A 23,104-nucleotide genomic window follows, 5' to 3' on the forward strand; every position below is an offset into this window, starting at 1 on the left:
AATGAATAAGTACGAAGCGGAATTCAGTAATCTTGTTCGCTCTTTCAGAAAAAAGCATATGGGTAAAGGACCAAGTAAAATAACAACTACTTTTTGTAAGAACTGGGCAATTTGTGAGATGGAGGGTAATCTTTCACCTGTAGAAAAGTTCATTGCAAGTGCGAATGATGGAAAACAAATGCTTCGCGCTGCTCGAACGGAAATGGTTAAAGAAATGTACCGGAATAATCCTCCAGTTGAAATGGAAGAATTTTTACAATGCAAATTGATAGATTTATTCGTAGATATTGATATCGATCGTGATTTCGGCATGTCGATCTTTGTTTTTGAAGATGATATACAAGATAGATTCTCATAAAAGGTTAGGCACTTGGCAGCGAACCTGTTAAAGACTCAACCACCGTTAAGTTTCTTTTGTTATTAACGAAAGGACACAGCGGTGGTTTTTAATGGTCAAAATTTACATCAGGAGTGATGAGTATATGGGTGTATCCAGACATCAGGGACCTATAAAAGCAACAAAAACACCTCAACCGAAGCATTGGGTCAGTCCGATTCCCTTTGGCATAGGTAAGGTTAAACCACAACATTTCCGGGACACAATGAAAATTGCTTGGGAAAATAAAGATAATCTCGGCTATGCGTCACGTATCATCACAGAAGGTGTTTGTGATGGCTGCGCATTAGGCGTATCTGGACTTTATGATCAAACCTTGAAAGGCCCTCATGTGTGTACTACCAGGTTGAACGTTCTCCGCCTGAACACAATGCCTGCATTGAAAGAAGAGATCGTTCATGCTGATATTGATCAGTTACGTAAATACAGCAGTACTGAATTGAGGAAATTAGGGCGCATCCCCTATCCCCTTATCCGTCGTAAAGGGGCAAGAAAGTTCTCACGTATTTCGTGGGATGACGCTATGGATATAATCGCTGATAAAATGAAGGCATTGGATCCGAAGCAGTATGCATTTTATTTAACATCAAGAGGAATCACGAACGAATCCTATTACACCGCAGGGAAAGTAACCCGCTTCTTAGGGACGAATCATATCGATAATGCATCCCGTATATGTCATTCACCGAGTAAGACAGCATTGAAGCGTTCAATCGGTGTTGGTGCTTCCACTGCCAATTATCAGGATTGGTTCGGGACAGATGTATTGATGTTCTGGGGAAGTGTCGCTTCAAACAGTTCACCCGTTTCAACGAAATATATGTTGGAAGCGAAAAAAAGAGGGACTAAAATCATCGTTGTAAATCCATACAGAGAACCTGCAATGGACAAATATTGGATTCCATCAAATACTGAATCTGCCTTATTCGGAACAAAAATTGCAGACGATTTCTATCAAGTGAATGTTGGCGGGGACATTGCCTTCATGCAGGGTATCATGAAGCATTGGTTTGAAATGGAAGAAACCGAACATGGTTCAGCGATCAATCACCTTTTTGTCAAAGAACATGTCAATGGATATGATGAACTTAAAACACAGGTGCAAGAGCAATCATGGGAGGAAATCATCAAATCTTCAGGAATTTCAAAAGAGCGGATCATTCAATTATCCGTCCTGCTGGCAAAAAGTAAAAATGCTGTATTTGCATGGGCGCTGGGATTGACGATGCATTCCTTTGCAACAGACAACATTTCCCAGGTAGCGAATCTTGCCCTTTTACGCGGATTTTTAGGCCGTAAAAACAACGGTCTAATGCCATTCCGTGGTCATTCTTCTGTACAAGGTTCTGGTGAAATGGGAGCGGATCCATTTGTATTACCGGGAAGTGGTTTCGATCCCGAAAACATCAAACGTATGGAACAGATTTGGGGCTTCGAGATACCGAAATGGCAGGGTGACATCGTAGGCGTTACACTTGAAAATATCGTCCTTCCAGATGACCATGAACGGAAAATCAAGCTGTACTATCTATCAGGCGGAAACTTCCTGGAGACGATGCCCGATCCTGATTTTGTCGAGAAAGCATTATCGGAATTGGATATCCGTGTACACCAGGATATCATACTGAACACGTCGACTTTGGTTGATGCGAAAGAAGCTGTAATCGTACTTCCCGCGAAAACAAGGTATGAACAAGACGGCGGCGGAACGTCTACATCTACTGAGCGTATGGTCTACTTCTCTCCAGAAATCAAAGGAAATAAAAATCTGATTGAAGAAGCACGTTCCGAATGGAAAATCTACATCGATCTTGCGAAACGTATAAAGCCTGAAACAGCTCACTTAGTTGATTTTAAGACAGGTCAAGAAATACGGGATGAAATTGCGATCGCTAACAAGGACTACGACGGAATTCAACACCTGAAGAAAAAAGGTGATGTATTTCAATGGGGGGGTGCCTGGTTATGCGAAGGCGGAATCTGCCCTACTCCAGATGGAAGAGGGAACTTGATTCCTGTCAACATTCCGGATCTAGAGAATAAAGAAGGACAATTCGTCGTCACCTCCCGACGAGGCAAACAGTTCAACTCCATGGTCTATAAAGAAACAGATCCATTCAATAAAGCTGAGCGTTATGACGTATTGATGAATGCTGAAGACGCTAATGATTTGAGTATCGCTGAGGGTGAAGGAATCGTCGTTTATAATGGTTTCGGCGTCTTCCAAGGCAGAGCGAAATTCGTGGATATCGCAAGGGGGAATTTAGAAGTTCATTTCCCCGAAGGAAACTTCTTATTACCTAGAGGTAGATATGAGAAATTCGCCGGAATCCCAGACTATAATATAACCGTCACAGTAGAAAAAGCGGAACGTTATAATGCCCGTAAAGATATACAATACCAAGAAAAAGTCATTGAAGACCTGGAAGTGGATGCCCCAAGTTAAAAATATAAAGAAAACTTGGCTGAGCCAACCTTAGTTGCCCTTATACTGAAGAAAGCCCTAGTTTCTTTAGTGTGAATGAAAGCCCCTGCTTAAAGGGGCTTTTTATTTTTTATCTCGATTTATCTTAAAAAGGTCTAAACGACAAAATTAGAAATCATCTGCAAAAATCGAGAAATAATCTACAAAATAAAAGATTACTACCTAACGCTTCAGATATCCACTAAATTCCAACAACAAGATGGAAAAAGAGCACTAACTGAATGGTGCCCTATAACTTGGGGTTAATATGGTTTTGTAGCATTATCGATTTCATCAAGATGCATAAGCCTTTGCAACGGCTTGGAAAGTACAAGCAAGACTAGACCAAGTACGATTGCTGCAATTCCGAGATACATGAAAATTTCAAGGTAACCGAACTCCGTTGTCAAGGATGCAATGTAACCTGCCATATAATTCGCAGCAGCGTTACTTAAGAACCATACACCCATCAATAATGAAGCGATTTTGATCGGCGCCATCTTACTTACCAGCGACAAACCGATCGGTGATAACGATAATTCACCCAGCGTATGAAGCAAGTAAGTCACGATCATGAACATCATTGTTACTTTGATCGGATCCGCTTCATTGCTTCCAGACATCATGACTGCGGGGACCATCACCATGAAGCCTGCTCCGAGTAAAATCAAACCAAATGCCATTTTTGTCGGTATCGCAAAATCTCCACGTTTCGTTCTGGATAATTTAAGCCAGAAAGCCGAAACGATTGGTGCCAATAATAAAATGAATAATGGGTTCAGTGACTGGAAGAACGATACAGGCACTTCAAACCCGAAGATCGTACGGTCCACAAAGTCCCGTGTATAAAGTGTAAACGATGCACCTGCTTGTTCAAATCCAGCCCAGAACATGACAGTGAAACATGCAAGGATCAAGATGACTGCTGTTCGATGCTTCTCGTGACGAGACAATGGCTTTGGTTTTGCCGTTTCGTCAAGAGAAGGTTTCGCTTTTGCAGACGCAGGTTTCGTTCCGATGTCTCCCAAGTATTTCTTGGATAATGCGTTGAATGTCACCTGGCCGATGATCATACCGATCGAAGAAGCCAAGAACGCATATTTGAAACCGAATACTTCCACTCCGCCTGTATTCGAGTAGAACCAGTTCGCATAGATCAATCCAGCGACAAGCGGTGAGAAGAATGCCCCAAGGTTGATCCCCATATAGAAGATCGTGAAAGCTGAGTCTTTTCTAGGGTCATTCTTAGAGTACAGTTCTCCAACCAGAGTGGATATGTTCGGCTTGAAGAAACCGTTTCCAATAATCAATAATAGAAGTCCGAGATATAAGCCCCATTGAGCTTGTACTGCGAATAATGTGAAATCCCCAAGCGCCATGGTGATCCCACCGATTGTGATCGCTGTCCTCAGACCCATCATTTTGTCAGTCAAATAACCACCAATTAAAGGTGTGAAATAAACTAATCCTGTATAAAGTCCGTATAGCTGCAGGGCCGAACTCTTGTCCATCCCCAGGCCGCCGCTGAACAATTCAGCTGTCAAGTAAAGTACGAGAATGGAACGCATTCCATAGAAACTGTAGCGTTCCCACATTTCTGTAATGAACAATAAAAAAAGACCTTTCGGATGTTTTTGCTTCTTTTTCGTTGCCACATCCGAATTTTCGTTGATCGTTCTCTCCATGATGTTCCTCCTAGCTGTAAAAGTTTGTCCATTAGTTAATATTTCCAATTAACTACAGATGATCACTTTTAGTGTTTCGATAAAAAATGGTTGAAAGTAGGAGTAAGGAAAAAAGTAAAAATTTAGAGAAAAGTTTGCCATTTTTCCGAACCATATTAATTATGGAGCAATCTCAATGTCGTGGATAAAGGTAAATGATCCGAAGCCTTACTGTTCGTTTCTACTACTTTGGCCTCTAATACTTCAAAAAAATCATTCATGAAAATATAATCCAATTTCATTCTGGGCCGCCTTGATGGAAAGGTGTAACCTGACCCTCCATTTCCTTGTTGTTCCTCCCAGGTATCCTTCAATTGCTCCGTAACCAATTTCCAACTGCTTGAATAAGGTTTCATATTCCAATCTCCCATAATGACGGAGGGTTTCACATCTTGCGTAACACGTTCCAGGATGAATTCCGTTTGTTTCGAATGCAAAAACGGAGCGAAACTTAAATGTGTGATATAGATGGCTACCTCCCGTTTTTCTATCTCTACGATCACTTTGAGCAGCGACCTGTCTTCAACGATCCGAGGCAAAAAATCAAATGGATAATTATCAGACGTTATGATTGGAAACCGGGTAAGGATTGCACTGCCATATTGGCGAATATCCCCTTCTTTCTTCCCCCTCCTCGTTATGGATGGACCAAACACATACCCCATATTGAGGTCTTTTGCAATCCATTCCGCTTGATCGACAAACTCACTTCTCTTCGAAAATTCTTTATCCACTTCATTCAAGCCGATAATATCAGCTTTTGAGTTCTTCAATACCTGACTGATCCTTTGTAAATTATGATTCTTGTCCATTCCTTTTCCATGCCGGATATTAAAGGTCATTATTTTTAATTCCATTGAAATCACCCATTTAGACTTATTAAATCTATTTATTTTGAAACAATAAGAACAATGTACGTAAAATAAAAAGGATGGTAACTTTATGTCAAGCTCAGCAACCGGAAATTCTCAAAATAAACCAATCATCATGCTTATCGTTGATACTTTGATGGATGAAACCTTGCAAAAAGCGATTGAAAATGATAAAGCCCCTGCCTTTCAATTCTTTATGGAGAAAGGCCAATACTTTCCCGATCTCGTCAGCCCTTTCCCTACAATGTCCGTAACTGTAGATACAAGTTTGCTGACCGGGACATATCCAGATCAGCACAACCTTCCGGGATTAGTATGGTTCGACAAACAGGAGAATCGGCTCATCAATTATGGAAGCTCTTTTCAGGAATGTCGTAAACTCGGCATTCATCAAACCCTGGAAGACGCATTCTTCAATATGAATAACAAGCATATCAATCAGGATGTTGAAACCATTCATGAAACACTGTGGGAACAAGAACTCGAATCAACCTCGATCAATGCGCTCGTTTTCAGAGGAAATACCAACCATTATTACAAGTTCCCTCTGCTGGTGAAGTGGTTTGCACGTATGAACGACAATCTTGCTGTAAAAGCTTCAGAAGGTTTCACTTACGGAAGGTTCTCAAAATACATACCTTCTAACCAAAATCAACATTTCTGGCAACGATTCGGCTTCAACAATACGTTTTCTACCCAAGAACTGCTCCATCTTATCGAAAGGGACAAGGTTTCTCCTTTTACAATTGTATATTTGCCAGATTTGGATAAATGGATTCATAAACATGGACGTATGTATACAAAAGGGATCGAAAAGGTAGATCACCAATTGCAGAATGTGTTGAATTCCTTTGATTCATGGGAAGAAGCACTAGAAAAATACACTTGGATCCTCCTGGGTGATAACGGCCAAGCTTGGATCGATTCGGATAAACAAAAAGCATTGGTTGATTTGAGAAACATGTTCAATGACTATAAAATCATGAAATTGAATAAAGGAGTCATGCCAGAGGACCAGATCATTCTGGGAGTAAACGAGAGAATGACGTTCATTTATACGTTGGATTCCAAGAATCTCCCTGTTTCGGATTTCGTGCCGTACTTGGAAAAAGACGAGCGGATCGATATGATCGCCTGGAAAAATAGTGATTGGATCGAAATCAGATCCGGTACACAAAAAGGAAAGCTGAAATTCCGTCCGGATGGGGATTATAAGGATGATTATGACCAGGAATGGTCAATTGAAGGAGATCCGGCGTTATTGGATATTGACTTGGGTGATAAACATATCAAATATGGCGAATATCCCGACACATTGGCTCGTATTGCCAGCTGCTTGAACTCCCACGAAGGGGATTATCTTATTGCAAGTGTCAAACCAGGATATGAATTTATTGGAGAAGGTTCACCAACCCATGTAGGAGGCGCAAGCCATGGGGGGCTGCATCGACAAGACTCACTGATTCCGATGATCGTGACAGGGACGGATTCCAGTCCAGAATATCTACGGATGATCGATTTGAAAAAATGGATATTATCGATGTTAGTAAAACAATAACCTAATTGCGATACGTATAGGTCTTTAACACAAAACAAATATTATTATTATTGGAAACCAAAAGGAGGTGGCCTATAAATGGACGCACGCCGTGCTCAAGAAATCACATCATCACCTGCCATGATCGATGTAACTTATAATGGACAACATGTGTACATCGAACATGTTGATCAATCAAACGGAAAAGCTACGATCCATCCTCTTGATAATCCGGACAAAAAAGAAAGCGTTTCTGTAGACAGCTTAATGGAACAATAGGACATCCATGATCCTCCCCACTCAAAAGTGGGGTTTTTGTTTTCCAAAAGCAACGTATAAGACTATACCGTTAAGTTTGAAAAATAAGCTAAAGGGGAAAACATTACAAAAGGAGGAGTTTCATCATGTGATTTGAACTCGGATCTAAAGACAGGAGGTGAACCCCTAAGGCCGTATGTTAGTACACGTACATCCTGTCCCCTCAATACCTGAATTCAAATATGCAAGCGAACTTTTGAGAGGAAGGAAAGGAGAATGGACATGAAGTACTATAATATCCTGATTCCGATTGATGGCTCTGATGGAAGTAAGAAGGCCTTAGAAACAGGTGCAGAGATTGCAAAAATGTCCAATGGTGAACTGACTTTGGTTTATGTAGACGAAGATCTTGCACTCGCTCCTTATGGTGTAGGCCATACCCTAAGCGGCGATAATACGGCGGTTTTACGTGATAACCTGAGAGAAGTCGATACCAGCGTGGAACGGAATGAACAAAAATTGAAAGAAGCGAAAGAATATGTTGAACCGCTCTACAACAATGTGAAAATCGAATTACTTGCAGGTGAACCGGCAAAATCGATCTGTGAATATGCTGAAGACCAAAAAACCGATCTTATCGTGATTGGAAGTCGCGGTCTAAGCGGATTGAAGAAATTAATGTTAGGCAGCGTCAGCCAAAAGGTCGTATCTGAAGCTGATTGCCATGTACTAGTTGCGAAGTGACTGTCTCATAAAAACAAATAGCCTCTCGCTATTTCGTGAGAGGCTTTAGTTATACCTTAATGACGAAATAAAGTAAGGTCGATCGCATCAGCCATTGCTTGGTAACCAGCATCATTTGGATGCAAATGATCTCCCGCATCATATTCCGCTCGTAGTTTTTCAGGATTTTCTGGATCCTGCATCACTTTGTCAAAATCAATGACACCATCAAATACTCCACTTGTGCGGATCCATTCATTCACTTCTTGTCTTACTAACTCTCCCTCTTCAGTAAAATACCCTTTAATCGTTGTATCTCTAAATGGTAAAAGTGTTCCTGCATAAATCCTTAACCCCTTTGAATGGACTTGAGATGCAATCTGTTCCATACCTGCGATAATTTTTTCTGAATCAAGAGTATGGGGTATATGGCCAATATCGTTGATTCCTTCAAGCAGGATCACATCAGTTGCACCAGTTTGGGACAATACATCACGATTAAGGCGTGCCAATGCATTCACTCCATATACTGGTGAATCTCTTAAAATCTTATTTCCTGATATGCCTGCATTTAGAACAGAGAAGTTTTTGTTAGGATATTCCTCATCAAGACGATCATCGAGAATATCCGGCCAACGTAGGTTTGCATCAATCGTGGAACTATGACCATCTGTAATGGAATCTCCCAATGTTACAATAACCCGGCCATGATTCTTTTTCGTCAGCACATCTACTCCCGAGAGCCAAAACCAGGAAACATCGGTATCAGTAAATGCTGATTCGTCTATTGCCTCAGTATGATCGCCGCTTCCCGAAATGTAGGAAGTTTGTCTCGAAAGATTATGCCATGTTGTAGGACCACTCGCTTCCGGTATGTATACACTGACTACGAGATTTTGGTCATCTATTACTTCAAAATCCAGGGGATCACTAATAACCTCTGCACCAGGCGGAATAGTAATGCTGTCCTCTCCAGAGAAAGTCACATGTTCTTGTGAGTCTGGTATCGTTTCAGCCCCACTCTTTGAAAGCGCAATGCTTACTTTTCCAAAGGTCAAAGGCTGGGAATTGAACGCATTAGAAAATCGAAGGCGAACTTGCTCTCCAGAAGCATGCGGGTGGACGATCATCCTGACGGTTTGATTTTCAAATCCCTCTTGGGAAATACCGTTTTCATAAGGTGGTTGTGGACTCGTTGACCATGCCCCGATCCAATTTAGTTGATTTTCACTTTTGTTCGTGATTTTCGTCTCTCTTTCGTCCTTTTGTACCGAAGAAGAATTAGTAGGATTCGCAAATGCTGCCGTAACACCGAGAAGTAAACTTGCTACTACGATCAAAATCAACATTTTCAAGCGTAACAAAATAATACCCTCCTTAAAATTTCATAATTTATGAAATAAACTTTATCATAAAAAAAGGATATTATATGTGTTTTTCTAATAATCAGGATGATAGATAGAGGCATGTCCATCCAATAGAACTACTCTTTTAATGTTGATAAATCATTCAAGGACTTTTTGCCTTTAATTTTTCCCAAGGGATTTCAAGATGAAGATGAATTCATTCGCAATTTTAATTTGAGGTTTTTAAAAAAGATTCTTTTTCTCCAGACACTAAAAAACCGTGGTTTAAGTCCCACAGTTTTTAGTCAATCTGTTCGCTATAAATCTTTATTTTATTGTTTATATTCCGCATTATAGGAATTTTCGCCTGAATGGACAGATAAAAGGGTATCAGCATATCCGACAAGACGATTGACGATTTCATCTGATACTGCATAAACAAGACTATGTAAATCTGCCTTATGCAATGCAGGGTCATCAAATATGATCGTCGTATTGATAAAGAAATGTTTGGTATCATATAGATTATAATGAATGATTGTTTTACCGGCCGCTCCCCCTGTGACGATGTCTTTATAACCAGGCAAAAACACATACCATTCTTCTGCAGTCGGAGATCTGAAATTTTTGGTGAATTTAAGCCCGCTGATTTCCTCTTCAATCTGTTTTTTTGAATCTTCATCCATCATGTCGATAAGGTTATCCATTTCACTTCCTTCTTTCTGGCACCTTAATCTGCTGGATTCGCATCCACAGCGATTTCATATGCATTAAGAATCATTTCTTTTTTATCAGGGTCTTCGATGCTTATAAGATATTGCCCATCTTCCTCATTTTTCACCTGCATCACGAGCGTCTCGTTCATATCCTCTTCCGATTTCAATAATGCGTAACTTGAGTCCTCCATATCAAATAAAGCCTCAACGGCAAATTGTTTTTGTTCTCCATTTTCGTCTTCTACGGTAATATGGTCTCTTTCTTGGCCATTAGTCATAATTAAAACCTCCATTCCTTTTATGGGTATTGTCCCCTCAAAGCTGTGATAATAAAAATTGTGCCTACATTTTTTTGTAACGAACAAAAGCAATCCCCATACAATATTAAAGGCGAAACGCCCATATTTTCCAAATAGAAGTAGGTGTTGTTTTTTGAGACAAAATGAAATGTGGCAACCTGTCATATTAGAGCTGCGACGTAGCTTGTTCAGTGAAGAGATGGTTTGCTCCATGAGCACGCAGCTGTTCCATATTCCTGAAACAAAAGATTTGAAAGGGAATGCAGAAATACATGAAAGTCTTGTTCCCGCTTCCTATCATCGTGTGACGGCAAATGGCTCTGTATATAGGCTGGCAAACGGGGAACAACAAATGTCAATCGTTCAAACCTTGATCTCTTGCATACAAAATGCCCAAAAAGAAGATCGCGACGTTCGTAATGGATTGAATATTATGAGGGAAGCAGCACCCACCTCATACAAGCCATTTATTGAAAACATCATTCGTTGGCAGGACTATGCTGAAAGACACCTTCAAAACGCGAAACAATATACGATGCAGATAACCGGCAATATTGCTTTACAGGATCAACCCCCTTATAGGGAATCATAGAAATGAACCTAATTCATTTGGAACATCAAGATGGAAGGTCCCTTATTCGGTAAGTGGATCTTCATTTTACATAAAAGAATATCATTTGTATTTTTAGTGATCGGAATCTTCCTGAAAGTGTTCATTCAAATAAGAATTTTCAGTTGTGGCGAAATTGACTGACTGGAGGCTTTCGCCTGAATCAACCCCATAAAGTTCATCTTCAGAGTTCTTCTTATCGTTTCTGTGTTGTTTTTTCTTACCAGTTTCCTTGTCCATTTTCTTCTCCTTTTCAACTAAAGATGGGTGACTCTGTCCTATTATCATCTCCAGACGTCCCTCTAAAGCTTCATCAAATATATCTATTGTTATAAATTTCAAAATAAAAATCCCTCTGGTGACTTGCACAAGAGGGATAATCTATTATAAGTATGGACTTTCATGCTTCGCCTTCAGCTGCTTCCAACGGCGCTCCACTTCATCTTCAAACATTTGCAACATTTCATTGCTGTCCTCTTTCAGCAAATGCTTTGTTTTCCCCATCAGTTTCAGCCACTCAGTTACGTCGATCCGTTTATTTTTCCCCTCTGGGTCATAGGTGACCTTCGTATTTCCTCGTTCAACTTCATAAAGCGGGAAAAAGCAGGAGTTGACTGCGGCTTCAACAATCGTTTGGCCCAGTTCATCTTTTGATTTCCAGTTAAGCGGGCAGGTGATCAAGATCTTTCCGTAAACCAATCCTTCATTATTGGCATACCATTGTGCTTTTGCAGCTTTCTTCAATAAGTCACGGTCAAAGGCTTCTGTTCCAGTGAATACGTAGGGAATATGCGTTGCTGCCATGATCTGAGGTGTATCTTTGTGATGGAACGGCTTTCCGTTTTGGAAGCTGCCGACATTCGATGTACTTGTCATATGTCCCATCGGTGTCGAATACGATAGCTGACTTCCTGTATTCATATAGCCTTCATTATCATATTCAAGGATGATCATTTTATGGTTGCGGAGGGCTGTTCCGATCGCAGGACCCATCCCAATATCCATTCCGCCGTCACCTGTCACCATTACAAATGTAAAGTCATCACTCAATCCCAGTTCATCCAGCTCACCGCGTCTTTTCCGTTCATGGAACATTTCAACCAGTCCAGATAGAGTCGCAGATCCATTTTGGAACAGGTTATGAATGTAGGTGGCCTTATGGGAGCTGTACGGGTAACCAGTGGTAACGACCATCGCACAGCCAGTATGGAACAACGCGACAATATCGCCTTCAATCCCTTTGAAGAAAAGCTCAAGTCCTGAAAAGATCCCGCAACCCGGACATGCGCCATGCCCGGAAGCCAGCCGTTTGGGCTTTTTCGTCAAGTTGCGCAGCGGTGGGATTTTCACCTTCAGTTCACCAGTTTTTTCATCAGGTGTAACGGTGACCAAGCCCGTTTTCAAGTCTTCCTTTTTCATCGGATTCAAGACCCTTTGCGGCTCACTTTCCTCTTTTCCAGGTGTATGTCCGAAATAATCAAACGGCTTTTCGACATGACCTTCGTGTGCTGCATCCTGTGCCAATTGGAAGAAATGCTCCGCTTCATCCGCATAAAAATCTTTTCCACCTAATCCATAAATCCGGTTGATGACCTGTGTTTTCATATTCCCATAACGATGAAGCGTCGCCCTTAGTTCAATCGCCATGTTCCCCCCATGGCCGCCATAAGAATCTGCGCGATCCCCGATGGTCACAGCTTTGACGCTTTTAAGTGCATCCGCCAGCTTCTTTTGTGGAAATGGACGGATCATATTCGGAGAGATGACGCCGGCTTTTATTCCTTTTGAACGGAGCTTGTCAGCCACATCCTTACACACCTCTGCTGCTGAATTCAGCATGAATACAGCCACTTCCGCGTCATCCATACGGTAAAGATCAAGAACTGGATATTCCCTCCCTGTCAGTTCCGCATACTCTTTCGAAATTCGCTCAAACACACTTTCTGCATTGTACATCGCTTCAGACTGCTGGTAACAGTTGTTGATGTAATCCGGTTCATTCATATAAGGTCCGATGGTGACCGGATTTTCACGGTCCAAGGCGTGAGGGAAGTTGGTCGGTGGAGTTCCAATGAATTTATGCACGTCATCCTTGGACCTTATGACCTGGACCCGCCGCTTTTGATGTGAGGTAAAGTAACCATCGAATGACACGATAACCGGGAGTCGGACTTCAGGGTCCTCCGCCAGCTTGATCGCAATAAGGTTCATATCGTAGACAATCTGCGGATCACGGGCCATCAGAATCGGCCATCCTGTATTCAATGCAAAGTATAAATCTGAATGATCACCATGGATGTTCAATGGACCTGAAACAGAACGGTTCACCAGGTTCAATACCATGGGGAAACGGGTTCCGGATTGGACTGGAAGCTGTTCCAGCATATACAGGAAACCATTGGCGCTCGTCGCGTTAAAGACTCGTCCGCCACCGGTCGCTGCTCCATAACAAATACCAGCTGATCCATGTTCGCCGTCGGCCGGAATCAAAACGATCTCATGCTCCCCTTTTGCTTTCATGCCATCCAAGAACTGGGCCACTTCCGTTGAAGGAGAAATAGGGTAATACCCCATGACATGATAATTGATTTGGTGTGCGGCATATGCTGCCATTTCATTGCCCGATTCAAAAACGACGCTTTGTTCGATTGTACCGTTTGGAGTTATACTTCTTTCCTGGTTTAAATCGATCGACATTCATTTCCCGCCTTTCTTTAATTTTGGTTCACCAGATCAAATAAATGAGGCACCCTATTACGGTCAGCATAGCCGTCATTATGTTCCCTTTCCCTAGTAAGCGCTTCCACAGGACAGGCTTGGACACACTTGAGGCATCCTTTGCAATATTGATAGTCGATCCCTTTCAGGAACATTTGCGGTCGGCCCCGTTTGTCTTCTTTTTCTTCCCAAACAAAACAAAAATCAGGACAGGCTGTATCACAGGCTGCGCAATTGATACATTTATCATCATGGAAGTGTGGCAGCATTCCGGCTCGTGAAATACTTAAATCTTTGAGAATGCTGTTTCCGGGGTTGGTAACCGTGCCGCCAATCGGCTGTGTTTGATAGCCAAGGGCAGGCTCAAGTCTTTTGAAAGGTCTCGGTTCCAATCCTTCTTCAGGCTCAAATGTCTTGAATTCTATTTCATGATACCCCCTGTCAAAAGTCCTGATATTCGGCTCAACAAAATGTGGATATTTCTTTTCGAACGTTCGGCGGATCGTATCTTTCATTGAATCCGGATCAAGGAAGTCGAGGATTCGGTAAAGCGCACCCAGCATGGCGGTATTCACTTTCGTCTGTTCCTCCAGAGCAATCTCGGTGGCGTTAACAACGGCTATTGTCCCGCCATCAATTTTCATTAATTCTTTCAATTCTTCAGGAGATCTTTGTGAGTTGACAAGGATGGTACTATCGGGATAAATCCCGCTTGCGCAATCGGTGGTTTTAAGCAGGGCATCATGGAAAATTCCTACTACATGAGGGCGTTCTATAGGTGTAGTATCGCGAATGTTTGTGTCTGGATCGCAGAAACGAATATAAGCTTTTACAGGGGAGCCTTTTTTTTCAGAACCGTATGAAGAGAATCCGACTCCATTCAATCCATTACCAACAACTCCGTCTTCGGAGAGCATTTTTCCAGCCAGGTTTGCTCCAAGGCCGCCAATGGATTCAAGGCGTATCTCAAAGAAACCTAACTCATTGACTTTCGGTAATTTTGCCAAAAGTATTCCTCCAATCTGTTTAAAGGTTTCCGAGAAGAGAGTGTGAATATTAATAATTTTCTAATAATTATTCAAAATTTATTGTAACAAGATGTTAAAAAGAATACAACACATATTTTTTAGAATCCAAAAATCTTGTACACAAAGGGTCCAGTTGTTGATTTTATAGGGTTGCAGGGAGCATTCATACCTGATTTTTGATATATAACAGATTTAATTTTGTATTATAACAGTCTTATTCATCGTTCAAAATGGATGATAACAGTACTATAAGTGGATTGTATAATTGTCAAAAGATAAGCCATATTAATTGAAAAAGTGGTGATAGGATGTTTTATACAAGAACAAACCGTATACTATTATGCAGTACGATCTTATCGAGCGTTCTCAGTGCGTCCATTATCGCATTGACGATTTACCATCACTTTACTGTTCAAAAGAAACTTGATGACTTAAAGGGTAAATGACTTTACGAAAGAATGAGATTAGCATGTCCCCCATTTCCCCATCAATATTTAGACCGATTGCTATTAACTCTGGAACCGTACTTAACCAAAACTGCAGAGTAATTTCCTATGTCTCATATTAGAAAGACTCCTTCAGAAATACTATCAAACCCTGTCAATGCTTGCTCCATTGTGAATATAAAGTGTCAGACACCTCCAACACCACATTTTGTTTCAAAAACACGCTTTTTCTCAAAATGTTGTTAAGTTCGGAGAGGCTCAGACACTTATTGGACAGCCACGATTAGTAGTAAAATTTTATTTTGAGTTATTCCCCGTAATCATGAGGTTCTAATAATGGTAAAAAAATGATTCAGTTCTATATTGTTGTTATTTTATAAAATGGTATAATTATACAAAATGATTATTACAACTAAAAATCTTAGGAGTAATATTATGGAAAAATATGAGGCTGCTTATTTAGCGGGTATAATTGATGGCGAAGGCAGTATAACTCTAACAAGAATGCATGAAAAAGAGCACAGAAGACCATGCATAACTATTTCTTCTACCGACTTAGAATTACTGACCTATATTCAAACTCTAACTAATGGGACGATAAGCAGTAAAAAGAATTACAGACCAGGCATACATAAAAACTCGTTTACTCTGAACATAAAGAAAAAGAAAGATGTATTTTTTGTTCTGAAAAATATAGTACCTTATTTAAGAATAGAGAAGAAGAAAATGAGAGCATTATGGATAATAGAATATTATGATGATGTTACGCCAAGGAACGGAAAATATAATAAGGATCTTTTAATGAAAAAAATTAAGTTTGAAAATGATTTTTTCGTTCTCTAGGATATAAAAAAACCACCATAGTTATGTATGGTGGAGACGGTGGGACATGTTGTTCCATGCTTTCGTCATGGCACTGACTATATCTTGAACCTGTTTATCAGGTCCTCCGGCGTATTATACGAAATGTAATTTTGCTTATGCTCCATAAGCAGGATTACGTATCCTAGTACTACCTAGAAGGCAGCCTATGAGTCGATACACGGCTGTTGGATTGCTCCACATACCGCTCGATATTACCCTATCGCATTAGTGGCTGTTTAAAATAAATCCAAATGATAACAGTCGAATTTATAATTTTAAACTTCTATTTTTCGCGACTTAGGTTTCATCGATTAAGCCGGATTTTCACTTTTGTGTTACCACAAAAGGCGACTATTTACTAATCGAACCCACGTCCAGAAATATCGGCACTTAAGCTTCTACGAGCGTAGTCGATATATTGGCATTTCGCCAGCACTTCAGCCTATCGACAGGCATCCGTGTGGCTAGCCTGGTTATTCTCTTCCTTCATCCTCAGGCGGTGGAATCCGGCGTAGCCCACTTAAGTTGAGTCCCTTACCCTAGCACATGGGCGATGCAGGGAGGAACCGCAAAGCTACTGTTACGCAGCTACTGCGAAGTTGTTGTTTTCTTTGCCAGTTATAGGCGTTGGCGTTTTTACGAGGCCGACCCCCTCGGCTCGCAACTTAAGCTCGACCTATCCCTGTCGAATCCGTAACGTCCCCATATAAAATATGAGTGTTACTGAAAGTTGCATTTAAGCATTTCCTTACTGGCAACAACTTCTATTATAACATAATTGATGTTTTTTGTTAATGGACTTGCAAAAACTTACATCTTCTGGCGTTCACGGAAAGCTTTTTCGATTTCGCGCTTTGCCGTCTTGCGCTTCAAGTCCTCACGCTTATCGTATTTCTTCTTCCCTTTTCCGACTCCGAGCAAGATCTTCGCAAACCCGTTTTTGATATAAAGCTTCAATGGAACGAGTGCATATCCTGATTCTTTAGATACGCCGATCAACTTGCTGATTTCTTTTTTGTGTAAAAGCAGTTTGCGTGTTCGCAAAGGGTCATGGTTGTATCGGTTTCCTTGTTCATAATGGCTGATATGCATATTATGAAGGAAAACTTCACCGTTCTGGACACGTGCGAAAGAATCCTTCAAATTGACTCTTCGTGCACGGATCGCTTTGATTTCAGTTCCTTGCAGGACGATCCCAGCTTCAAACGTATCTTCGATGGTATAGTCGTGTCTTGCCTTTTTGTTTTGTGCGATCAATAATCCTTCATGACGTGCCATAACTTCGTTCCCCTTTCAAACTGCATGATACATTTTAACAACATAGGTCAAGGAAAGTCAAGAATATCGCCACTTATAAAAGCAGAACCCCATCCAGCTATTGAATGAGGTTCAACATGATTATCGACGCTTCTTCTTTTTCCCTTTTTTCTTTTTCTGAGCATCCTTATAAAAGGGTTTGTTGCCTTTCTTTTTACGGGGTGATCCATCTTGACCTTTGTCATTGCGTTTTTTTTCTTTTGTAGGACTCTTACCGCCGCTCGTAATCACGCGAGCACGGTCTCTACGTTTCCGTTGAGCAGGTGCTTTCATACCGACGATTTCAAAGTCGATCGCGCGTTCATCAACGTTGACAGCCAATACACGGATTTGAAGCTCATCACCTATTCGGAACACTTTTCCGGTACGTTCACCGATCATTGCATATTGCTGCTCATTGAAATGATAATAATCATCAGTCAAGTAGCTGACATGGACAAGGCCTTCAATCGTGTTCGGCAGCTCGACGAACAAACCGAAGTTCGTCACACCGCTGATGACTCCTTCAAATTCCTCACCAATCTTATCTTGCATGAATTCTGCTTTTTTCAGATCATCAGTCTCACGCTCTGCATCGACCGCACGGCGTTCTCGTTCAGAAGCATGCTGGGTGATTTCAGGCAGACGTTCACCCCAATGATTTTTCGTCTTTTCGTCCACTTTTCTTTTAATCAAATAAGTACGAATGAGGCGATGAACAATCAAGTCAGGATAACGGCGGATCGGCGACGTGAAGTGGGTATAAAATTCAGTTGATAACCCATAATGCCCATGGTTTTCCGGTTCATAGCGCGCTTGTTTCATCGAACGCAGCATGACTTTGCTGATGACCGCTTCCTCAGGCTCACCTTGCACCTCTTCTAAAATCTGTTGAAGGGCACGAGGATGTATTGAATTCGCAGAACCGCGGACCACATAGCCGAAGTTCGTAATGAACTCAAGGAAGTTCGTCAGCTTTTCCTCATCAGGATCTTCGTGGATCCGGTACATGAACGGAACATTCATCCAGTGGAAATGCTCTGCTACTGTTTCGTTTGCCGCTAGCATGAATTCCTCAATCAATTTTTCAGCTACCGTCCTATCACGCAATACCACATCTACTGGCTTGGATTCTTCATCGACGAGGACACGCGCTTCGCTGAAGTCAAAATCGATTGCACCGCGGTCAAAACGTTTTTTACGAAGAATATCAGCAAGCTCACCCATGAGGTCAAAGAATGGCACAAGCTCTTTATAACGGTCTAGCACCTCTTCGTCTTCCCGCAATAAGATTTTTCGGACATCCGTATAGGTCATCCGTTCATTCGTACGAATCACACTTTGGAAAATCTCATGGTTTACGACTTCTCCATTCGGTGTGATTTCCATTTCACAAGATAGCGTCAAACGGTCAACTCTCGGATTCAAACTGCAAATTCCGTTTGAAAGGCGATGCGGGATCATCGGTATGACACGGTCGACAAGGTAAACGGACGTACCGCGCTCGAGGGCTTCCTGATCGATTGGAGAACCTTCAGTAACATAATGGCTGACATCTGCAATATGAACACCCAGTTTATAGTTTCCGTTGTCGAGCTTCACAACGTTAACCGCATCATCCAAGTCTTTTGCGTCTGCCCCGTCGATCGTCACGATCGTTTCGTCGCGTAAATCGCGGCGGTCAGTGAGATCAGCAACATCGATCTCATCAGGGATAGAGTTTGCGTGATCCAACGCTTCCTTAGGGAATTCCCTCGGAAGCCCATGCTTATAAATGATCGACAGGATATCGACTCCAGGGTCATTCTTGTGCCCTAAAATTTCGATGACTTCACCTGTCGCACTTGATCTTCCCTCAGGATAGTTTGTTATTTTCACAAGGACCTTATGGCCATCGACAGCATTGTTGATCGCTTCTTTCGGAATGAAGATGTCATTCGGAATCCGCTTGTCATCTGCTTCGACAAACCCGAAGCTTTTACTATCAATGAATGTACCGACCACCTCGGTCACACCACGTTCGATGATCCGAATCACCGTGCCCTCAGGCTTTGCATCTCCTGGGCGGGAGGAGATTCTGACAAGGACTGTGTCCCCGCTCATCGCACCATTCAGGTCGGAAGGTGAGATGAATACATCTTTTTCACCTTTTTGTTCCGGAAGCAGGAATGCGAATCCTTTCGCGTGTCCTTGAAGCTTCCCTTTGATCAGGTTCATTCGCTCCGGCACACCATATCGATTGCTTCGGGTCCGGACGATGTCCCCTCTTTCCTCCATCTCGTTTAAGGTGATGACGAGTTCTTTAAATTCCTCTACGTCATCCAGGTTTAGCTCTTGCTCGAGTTCCTGGACAGTCAGCGGTTTATAGGCTTCTTCTTTCATAAATGATAATATTCTTTCTTGATCCATTTTGCTTGTTTCCCTCCTTCGTAGTAAGCTAAGTATTTTTGTATAAGTATAGGGCCAAGATTTCTCGTTTACGACCAGTCAAGACTGTTGAGGAAGGCAAGGACATCCTCATGGAGCTGCTCTTTTTCCTTATCCAATGTAATGACGTGGCCGGATTCCTCATACCATTTCAAGTCTTTCTGATCGGATTCTATGGAGTCGTAAATGATATTCGCACTGTCCGTATTGATCATTTCATCGTGCCTCGCCTGTACCACAAAAGTCGGCGTATAAATCATATCGATGTTATCGCGGACATCTGCAATCAAGCCCTGCAGAGCCTTCAGAGTTTTCATCGGTGTTTTTTTGAAATCTTCCATCTCTTCTTCAATTTGTGAATCTGATTTGCCCTCATATTTCTTATACTCTCTTGCGTAATCCAGCACACCTTCATACATGACTTCTTCACTTTTTATATACATAGGTGCACACATTGGGACGATGCCTTTTACAGTTAATGTATACCCAAGTTTCAGAGAAAAAACGCCTCCAAGGGAAAGACCAGCTACAGCAATTTCCTCATAACCTTTTTCTTTCAGCTCGTTGTAACCCTTCATGACGTCCTGCCACCAATCATCCGGGCCGGTATGGACCAGTTCTTCTGGCGGAACGCCGTGTCCTTTATATTGCGGTGCTAAACAGGAATATCCCTCTTTTTGTAGGAATCGTCCAAGCATACGAACGTCTGCTGAATTCCCGGTGAAACCATGCAGTAGTAATACTCCCCGGTCTCCACCTTCAAAGAAAAATGGTTTTGGTGAAACGATTTTCATGATGTCACCTCTCCTTTTGCTTCATCTATTTCTGTGTCTGTTAGAAATCTATAAACATGCCGGATAACGTCTTCTTGTTCGACATCATGGCATACAATATGTTTTGACTGAGGTAGTAGGATGATTTCTTTATTCTTGGAGCGAATGGTGTTGTAAATATAATGAGCACTTTTTTTCGGTACTACACCGTCACATTCCCCCTGGATGATGAGTGTCGGGGTGATGATTTTCTTTAAATAAGGTCGCAGAGAACGGATGAGGCTTCGAAATTGAAAAGTCATCGACAACGGGGTTCCCTTGAATTTTCGTAAGTACCGCTGAAACATCTCGTTTTCGTATAAATTACCTTTGAAGAGGTCTTGAAGCATGGATTTGATGTCTTGTACTAATCGGGACGGGCTGACGTAATGAGCTGCTGCACTTAAGAGCACCAGCCGATCGATTTGGTTTGAAGCAGCAAGATAACCTGCAATGATCCCGCCCATAGAAAAACCGACTACATAGATTTTGTTACATTTTTCTTGTAAAGCCCTAAGCTCCATTTCAGCCGTATGGATCCACTCTTGATACGTGACACGCTCCATTCTGCCATCTTTTGTATCATGACCCGGAAAAGTCGGTGAAACGACAATCCAATTCGTATTTTCTTTTAAAAAAGTGACGAGCGGTTCGACCTCATAAGGGCTTCCGGTAAAACCGTGAAGACATAGACAACCAATCATGCTAGTACTCCTTCATTTCTTTCTTATAGTTTGCCCCTTGTAAGAATCATTAAAACGTATGTACCTCAATCTGATTGGGGAAATATTGTAAGACTTCTTCATACGGACACTTCATCCAGTTTTTCGTGCCAGACTTGTCTTATGAAGCCTTCATACGGACATTTCATCCGTTTTTTCGTGCCAGACTTGTCTCCTCATGAAGCCTTCATGCGGACACTTCATCCGGTTTTTTGTGCCAGACTTGTCTCTGAAGCCTTCATACGGACACTTCATCCGGTTTTTTGTACCAGACTTGTCTTATGACTTTAGAAGACCCTCATCCGCCTTATTTTTCTCATACCATAAATAAAACAGCAAGCTTTTACACTTGCTGTTCACGAGAACAAATTAATATACGTATGCTAACAAAATGGTAAGGATAAAGAATAATACCGCTAGTACGATCGTCAACTTTTGGAACACGGCATCGATTCCGCGAGCTTTTTGTTTACCGAAAAGCTGCTCTGCTCCACCTGTAATCGCACCGGATAATCCAGCACTCTTACCAGATTGAAGTAATACGATAGTTATAATTCCAAGCGCATCAATAATCAATAACACCATTAAGAATGTTTCCAACTCATCCACCTCCAACGACACAATCCAGTACTATAAATGTATCACAATGAAGATGGAAGATTCAACAAAAATCGCTAATGAAGACATAGTTCCTGAGCATTTGTTTAATCAGCAAAGTACCAGGCACCATTTCAGATCCCTTGGAGCGCAAGGGTTTCATTTTGGTGCCTGGCACCGTTTGAAACCTCTTGTGCGTAAGGCCTTTGTTTTGGTGCCTGGTACATCTGTTATTTGATGTAAAAGCTCGCGCCATCGTTGATTTCGATATTTTCGTATTGTTTTATGTCATCCATAAGTTTGAATAAAGCTTCGTCTTTTCGTTTCGCTTCAATCATACAGTCGATTTGATCCACACTTCCTTTAATTTCGTTCAGGAAATCCATGAACATCTTAACATCCACAAAATCATTGTGCGCCCTGAACTGCTTTTCGCTTTTCGGGCTGGAAATGTGCATTTTGATTGGAAGGTGTGAAGCCGACCACGATTTTAAAATCCGGTCCCACTGATCTTCCCAATGCTTATTTTTGTGATGCGCGATGTGGTGGTGATAATCGAAGACCAGTGGAATACCTAGCTTCTCACACAAATACAAGGTATCATCCAGGTGAAACAACTTATCGTCATTTTCTAAAATGATCATGTCTTGAATACCTGTTGGGACGAGCATCCAGTTATGAATGAACCGTTCTAATGCAAGCTCTCGATCCCCATAAACACCTCCAACATGGAGGACACATCGATGCTTCGGGTCGATACCCATTCCCTCCAGAAGCCGTTTATGCAAAATCAACGTTTTCACCGTCATTTTCAGCACTTCTTTTTTCGGTGAATTGATCAATACAAAATGGTCAGGGTGAAAGTCGACTCTCATTTCTCTTTCCACAACAAACATTCCAACCTCTTTAAGGCTGTCCTCGATCGCCGCCATGTAATCCCAATCAGGAAGCCCTTCGAAAGTCGCTAAAGGTACCAATCTAGATGTCATCCGGTAGAACTGGATATCGTTTGCCGCATTATGACGAAGAATCCTTAAGGTGTTGTGAAGATTGGACCGTGTAATCCGTTCAAGCTTCAAGATTGCTGCACCTTTATTCTGGATTTTCTTAAAATTTGTTATCGTCATCGTTTGAGAGGGTGATGAGTTCGGAACCTTAAGGCTCATGGCCACGTAACCAAGACGTACGAATGTCATTGAATGTTCCTCCGTTCAACCTGTTACGAGTAGTATTTCAAAAGTCATGGAA

The 23,104-nt window shown here is 41.7% G+C and carries 22 protein-coding genes and 1 other RNA gene; 8 read left to right on the forward strand and 15 right to left on the reverse strand.

The features are described 5' to 3' along the window. Window position 1: 1 nt before the first annotated feature. Complete coding sequence (locus ACJROX_RS23785; protein WP_408007686.1) at window positions 2-358, forward strand: DUF2294 domain-containing protein; 357 nt, start codon at window positions 2-4, stop codon at window positions 356-358. A 124-nt stretch (window positions 359-482) separates the two neighbouring features. Next, window positions 483-2,843 carry an FdhF/YdeP family oxidoreductase gene (locus ACJROX_RS23790; RefSeq protein ID WP_408011752.1) on the forward strand — a complete coding sequence of 787 codons (2,361 nt, stop codon included), beginning with the start codon at window positions 483-485 and terminating at the stop codon, window positions 2,841-2,843. A 281-nt stretch (window positions 2,844-3,124) separates the two neighbouring features. Here the strand turns inward: ACJROX_RS23790 and ACJROX_RS23795 are convergent, their stop codons facing one another. Then, window positions 3,125-4,546: a peptide MFS transporter gene (locus ACJROX_RS23795; protein ID WP_408007687.1), complete on the reverse strand. Its 1,422-nt coding sequence runs from the start codon at window positions 4,544-4,546 to the stop codon at window positions 3,125-3,127. A 155-nt stretch (window positions 4,547-4,701) separates the two neighbouring features. After that, window positions 4,702-5,442 carry an endonuclease/exonuclease/phosphatase family protein gene (locus ACJROX_RS23800; RefSeq protein WP_408007688.1) on the reverse strand — a complete coding sequence of 247 codons (741 nt, stop codon included), beginning with the start codon at window positions 5,440-5,442 and terminating at the stop codon, window positions 4,702-4,704. Window positions 5,443-5,527: 85 nt separating this feature from the next. Here ACJROX_RS23800 and ACJROX_RS23805 point away from each other — a divergent pair, with 85 nt between their 5' ends. The 3 genes from ACJROX_RS23805 to ACJROX_RS23815 all read left to right on the forward strand — a co-directional run bounded on the left by ACJROX_RS23805 (window position 5,528) and on the right by ACJROX_RS23815 (window position 7,996). Next, a complete protein-coding gene (locus ACJROX_RS23805; RefSeq protein WP_408007689.1) occupies window positions 5,528-7,015 on the forward strand; it encodes an alkaline phosphatase family protein in 1,488 nt (495 codons plus the stop codon). A 78-nt stretch (window positions 7,016-7,093) separates the two neighbouring features. Next, on the forward strand, window positions 7,094-7,273 hold the full coding sequence (locus ACJROX_RS23810) for a small acid-soluble spore protein H (RefSeq protein WP_408007690.1): 180 nt from the start codon (window positions 7,094-7,096) through the stop codon (window positions 7,271-7,273). A 261-nt stretch (window positions 7,274-7,534) separates the two neighbouring features. After that, complete coding sequence (locus tag ACJROX_RS23815; protein WP_408007691.1) at window positions 7,535-7,996, forward strand: universal stress protein; 462 nt, start codon at window positions 7,535-7,537, stop codon at window positions 7,994-7,996. A 56-nt stretch (window positions 7,997-8,052) separates the two neighbouring features. Here ACJROX_RS23815 and ACJROX_RS23820 read toward each other — a convergent pair whose 3' ends face one another. From ACJROX_RS23820 to ACJROX_RS23830, 3 genes are all read right to left on the reverse strand, one after another. Then, window positions 8,053-9,339: an SGNH/GDSL hydrolase family protein gene (locus ACJROX_RS23820; RefSeq protein ID WP_408007693.1), complete on the reverse strand. Its 1,287-nt coding sequence runs from the start codon at window positions 9,337-9,339 to the stop codon at window positions 8,053-8,055. Window positions 9,340-9,653: 314 nt separating this feature from the next. After that, entirely contained in the window at window positions 9,654-10,028 is a 375-nt protein-coding gene (locus tag ACJROX_RS23825; protein ID WP_408007694.1) for a hypothetical protein, read from the reverse strand. 23 nt (window positions 10,029-10,051) lie between these two features. Beyond that, the gene (locus ACJROX_RS23830; protein WP_408007695.1) at window positions 10,052-10,315 is read right to left on the reverse strand and encodes a DUF1292 domain-containing protein; all 264 of its coding nucleotides are present in this window, start codon (window positions 10,313-10,315) and stop codon (window positions 10,052-10,054) included. A gap of 154 nt (window positions 10,316-10,469) precedes the next feature. Between ACJROX_RS23830 and ACJROX_RS23835 the strand changes: the two genes are divergently transcribed. Continuing rightward, window positions 10,470-10,928: a hypothetical protein gene (locus ACJROX_RS23835; RefSeq protein ID WP_408007696.1), complete on the forward strand. Its 459-nt coding sequence runs from the start codon at window positions 10,470-10,472 to the stop codon at window positions 10,926-10,928. 93 nt (window positions 10,929-11,021) lie between these two features. Here ACJROX_RS23835 and ACJROX_RS23840 read toward each other — a convergent pair whose 3' ends face one another. Genes ACJROX_RS23840 through ACJROX_RS23850 form a run of 3 tightly spaced genes read right to left on the reverse strand, consistent with a single transcriptional unit; the run spans window position 11,022 to window position 14,671 of the window. Next, on the reverse strand, window positions 11,022-11,288 hold the full coding sequence (locus ACJROX_RS23840) for a hypothetical protein (RefSeq protein WP_408007697.1): 267 nt from the start codon (window positions 11,286-11,288) through the stop codon (window positions 11,022-11,024). Window positions 11,289-11,330: 42 nt separating this feature from the next. After that, window positions 11,331-13,643, reverse strand: coding sequence for a thiamine pyrophosphate-dependent enzyme (locus tag ACJROX_RS23845; protein WP_408007698.1), 2,313 nt, complete (start codon window positions 13,641-13,643; stop codon window positions 11,331-11,333). A 17-nt stretch (window positions 13,644-13,660) separates the two neighbouring features. Next, the gene (locus ACJROX_RS23850; protein WP_408007699.1) at window positions 13,661-14,671 is read right to left on the reverse strand and encodes a 2-oxoacid:acceptor oxidoreductase family protein; all 1,011 of its coding nucleotides are present in this window, start codon (window positions 14,669-14,671) and stop codon (window positions 13,661-13,663) included. Window positions 14,672-15,000: 329 nt separating this feature from the next. Between ACJROX_RS23850 and ACJROX_RS23855 the strand changes: the two genes are divergently transcribed. Both ACJROX_RS23855 and ACJROX_RS23860 read left to right on the forward strand, forming a co-directional pair. Next, on the forward strand, window positions 15,001-15,138 hold the full coding sequence (locus ACJROX_RS23855) for a hypothetical protein (protein WP_408007700.1): 138 nt from the start codon (window positions 15,001-15,003) through the stop codon (window positions 15,136-15,138). 435 nt (window positions 15,139-15,573) lie between these two features. Beyond that, complete coding sequence (locus ACJROX_RS23860) at window positions 15,574-15,981, forward strand: LAGLIDADG family homing endonuclease (protein ID WP_408007701.1); 408 nt, start codon at window positions 15,574-15,576, stop codon at window positions 15,979-15,981. Between the two features lie 380 nt (window positions 15,982-16,361). On the opposite strand, the gene ssrA is transcribed toward ACJROX_RS23860, so the two are convergent. The 7 genes from ssrA to uvsE form a co-directional block, all read right to left on the reverse strand. Then, window positions 16,362-16,698: a transfer-messenger RNA gene (gene ssrA / locus ACJROX_RS23865) on the reverse strand. A 114-nt stretch (window positions 16,699-16,812) separates the two neighbouring features. Beyond that, the gene (gene smpB, locus ACJROX_RS23870; protein ID WP_408007702.1) at window positions 16,813-17,280 is read right to left on the reverse strand and encodes an SsrA-binding protein SmpB; all 468 of its coding nucleotides are present in this window, start codon (window positions 17,278-17,280) and stop codon (window positions 16,813-16,815) included. 120 nt (window positions 17,281-17,400) lie between these two features. Beyond that, window positions 17,401-19,707: a ribonuclease R gene (rnr, locus tag ACJROX_RS23875; RefSeq protein ID WP_408007703.1), complete on the reverse strand. Its 2,307-nt coding sequence runs from the start codon at window positions 19,705-19,707 to the stop codon at window positions 17,401-17,403. Window positions 19,708-19,775: 68 nt separating this feature from the next. Beyond that, window positions 19,776-20,519: an alpha/beta hydrolase gene (locus ACJROX_RS23880; RefSeq protein WP_408007704.1), complete on the reverse strand. Its 744-nt coding sequence runs from the start codon at window positions 20,517-20,519 to the stop codon at window positions 19,776-19,778. Continuing rightward, entirely contained in the window at window positions 20,516-21,241 is a 726-nt protein-coding gene (locus tag ACJROX_RS23885; RefSeq protein ID WP_408007705.1) for an alpha/beta hydrolase, read from the reverse strand. The genes ACJROX_RS23880 and ACJROX_RS23885 overlap by 4 nt, the downstream gene beginning before the upstream one ends. Before the next feature lie 387 nt (window positions 21,242-21,628). Beyond that, window positions 21,629-21,844, reverse strand: coding sequence for a preprotein translocase subunit SecG (gene secG / locus ACJROX_RS23890; protein ID WP_408011753.1), 216 nt, complete (start codon window positions 21,842-21,844; stop codon window positions 21,629-21,631). Window positions 21,845-22,086: 242 nt separating this feature from the next. Beyond that, entirely contained in the window at window positions 22,087-23,052 is a 966-nt protein-coding gene (gene uvsE, locus ACJROX_RS23895; protein WP_408007706.1) for a UV DNA damage repair endonuclease UvsE, read from the reverse strand. Window positions 23,053-23,104 lie beyond the last annotated feature (52 nt).

It is taken from the genome of Pseudalkalibacillus sp. A8, from assembly GCF_045920555.1.
Taxonomy (GTDB): domain Bacteria; phylum Bacillota; class Bacilli; order Bacillales; family Fictibacillaceae; genus Pseudalkalibacillus.

Bases quoted from the DNA above. Each gene is read 5' to 3' on its own strand.
- ACJROX_RS23785 (WP_408007686.1), top strand. From the start codon at position 2: ATGAATAAGTACGAAGCGGAATTCAGTAATCTTGTTCGCTCTTTCAGA.
- ACJROX_RS23790 (WP_408011752.1), top strand. From the start codon at position 483: ATGGGTGTATCCAGACATCAGGGACCTATAAAAGCAACAAAAACACCT.
- ACJROX_RS23795 (WP_408007687.1), bottom strand. From the start codon at position 4,546: ATGGAGAGAACGATCAACGAAAATTCGGATGTGGCAACGAAAAAGAAG.
- ACJROX_RS23800 (WP_408007688.1), bottom strand. From the start codon at position 5,442: ATGGAATTAAAAATAATGACCTTTAATATCCGGCATGGAAAAGGAATG.
- ACJROX_RS23805 (WP_408007689.1), top strand. From the start codon at position 5,528: ATGTCAAGCTCAGCAACCGGAAATTCTCAAAATAAACCAATCATCATG.
- ACJROX_RS23810 (WP_408007690.1), top strand. From the start codon at position 7,094: ATGGACGCACGCCGTGCTCAAGAAATCACATCATCACCTGCCATGATC.
- ACJROX_RS23815 (WP_408007691.1), top strand. From the start codon at position 7,535: ATGAAGTACTATAATATCCTGATTCCGATTGATGGCTCTGATGGAAGT.
- ACJROX_RS23825 (WP_408007694.1), bottom strand. From the start codon at position 10,028: ATGGATAACCTTATCGACATGATGGATGAAGATTCAAAAAAACAGATT.
- ACJROX_RS23830 (WP_408007695.1), bottom strand. From the start codon at position 10,315: ATGACTAATGGCCAAGAAAGAGACCATATTACCGTAGAAGACGAAAAT.
- ACJROX_RS23845 (WP_408007698.1), bottom strand. From the start codon at position 13,643: ATGTCGATCGATTTAAACCAGGAAAGAAGTATAACTCCAAACGGTACA.
- ACJROX_RS23855 (WP_408007700.1), top strand. From the start codon at position 15,001: ATGTTTTATACAAGAACAAACCGTATACTATTATGCAGTACGATCTTA.
- ACJROX_RS23860 (WP_408007701.1), top strand. From the start codon at position 15,574: ATGGAAAAATATGAGGCTGCTTATTTAGCGGGTATAATTGATGGCGAA.
- smpB (WP_408007702.1), bottom strand. From the start codon at position 17,280: ATGGCACGTCATGAAGGATTATTGATCGCACAAAACAAAAAGGCAAGA.
- rnr (WP_408007703.1), bottom strand. From the start codon at position 19,707: ATGGATCAAGAAAGAATATTATCATTTATGAAAGAAGAAGCCTATAAA.
- ACJROX_RS23880 (WP_408007704.1), bottom strand. From the start codon at position 20,519: ATGAAAATCGTTTCACCAAAACCATTTTTCTTTGAAGGTGGAGACCGG.
- ACJROX_RS23885 (WP_408007705.1), bottom strand. From the start codon at position 21,241: ATGATTGGTTGTCTATGTCTTCACGGTTTTACCGGAAGCCCTTATGAG.
- secG (WP_408011753.1), bottom strand. From the start codon at position 21,844: ATGGTGTTATTGATTATTGATGCGCTTGGAATTATAACTATCGTATTA.
- uvsE (WP_408007706.1), bottom strand. From the start codon at position 23,052: ATGACATTCGTACGTCTTGGTTACGTGGCCATGAGCCTTAAGGTTCCG.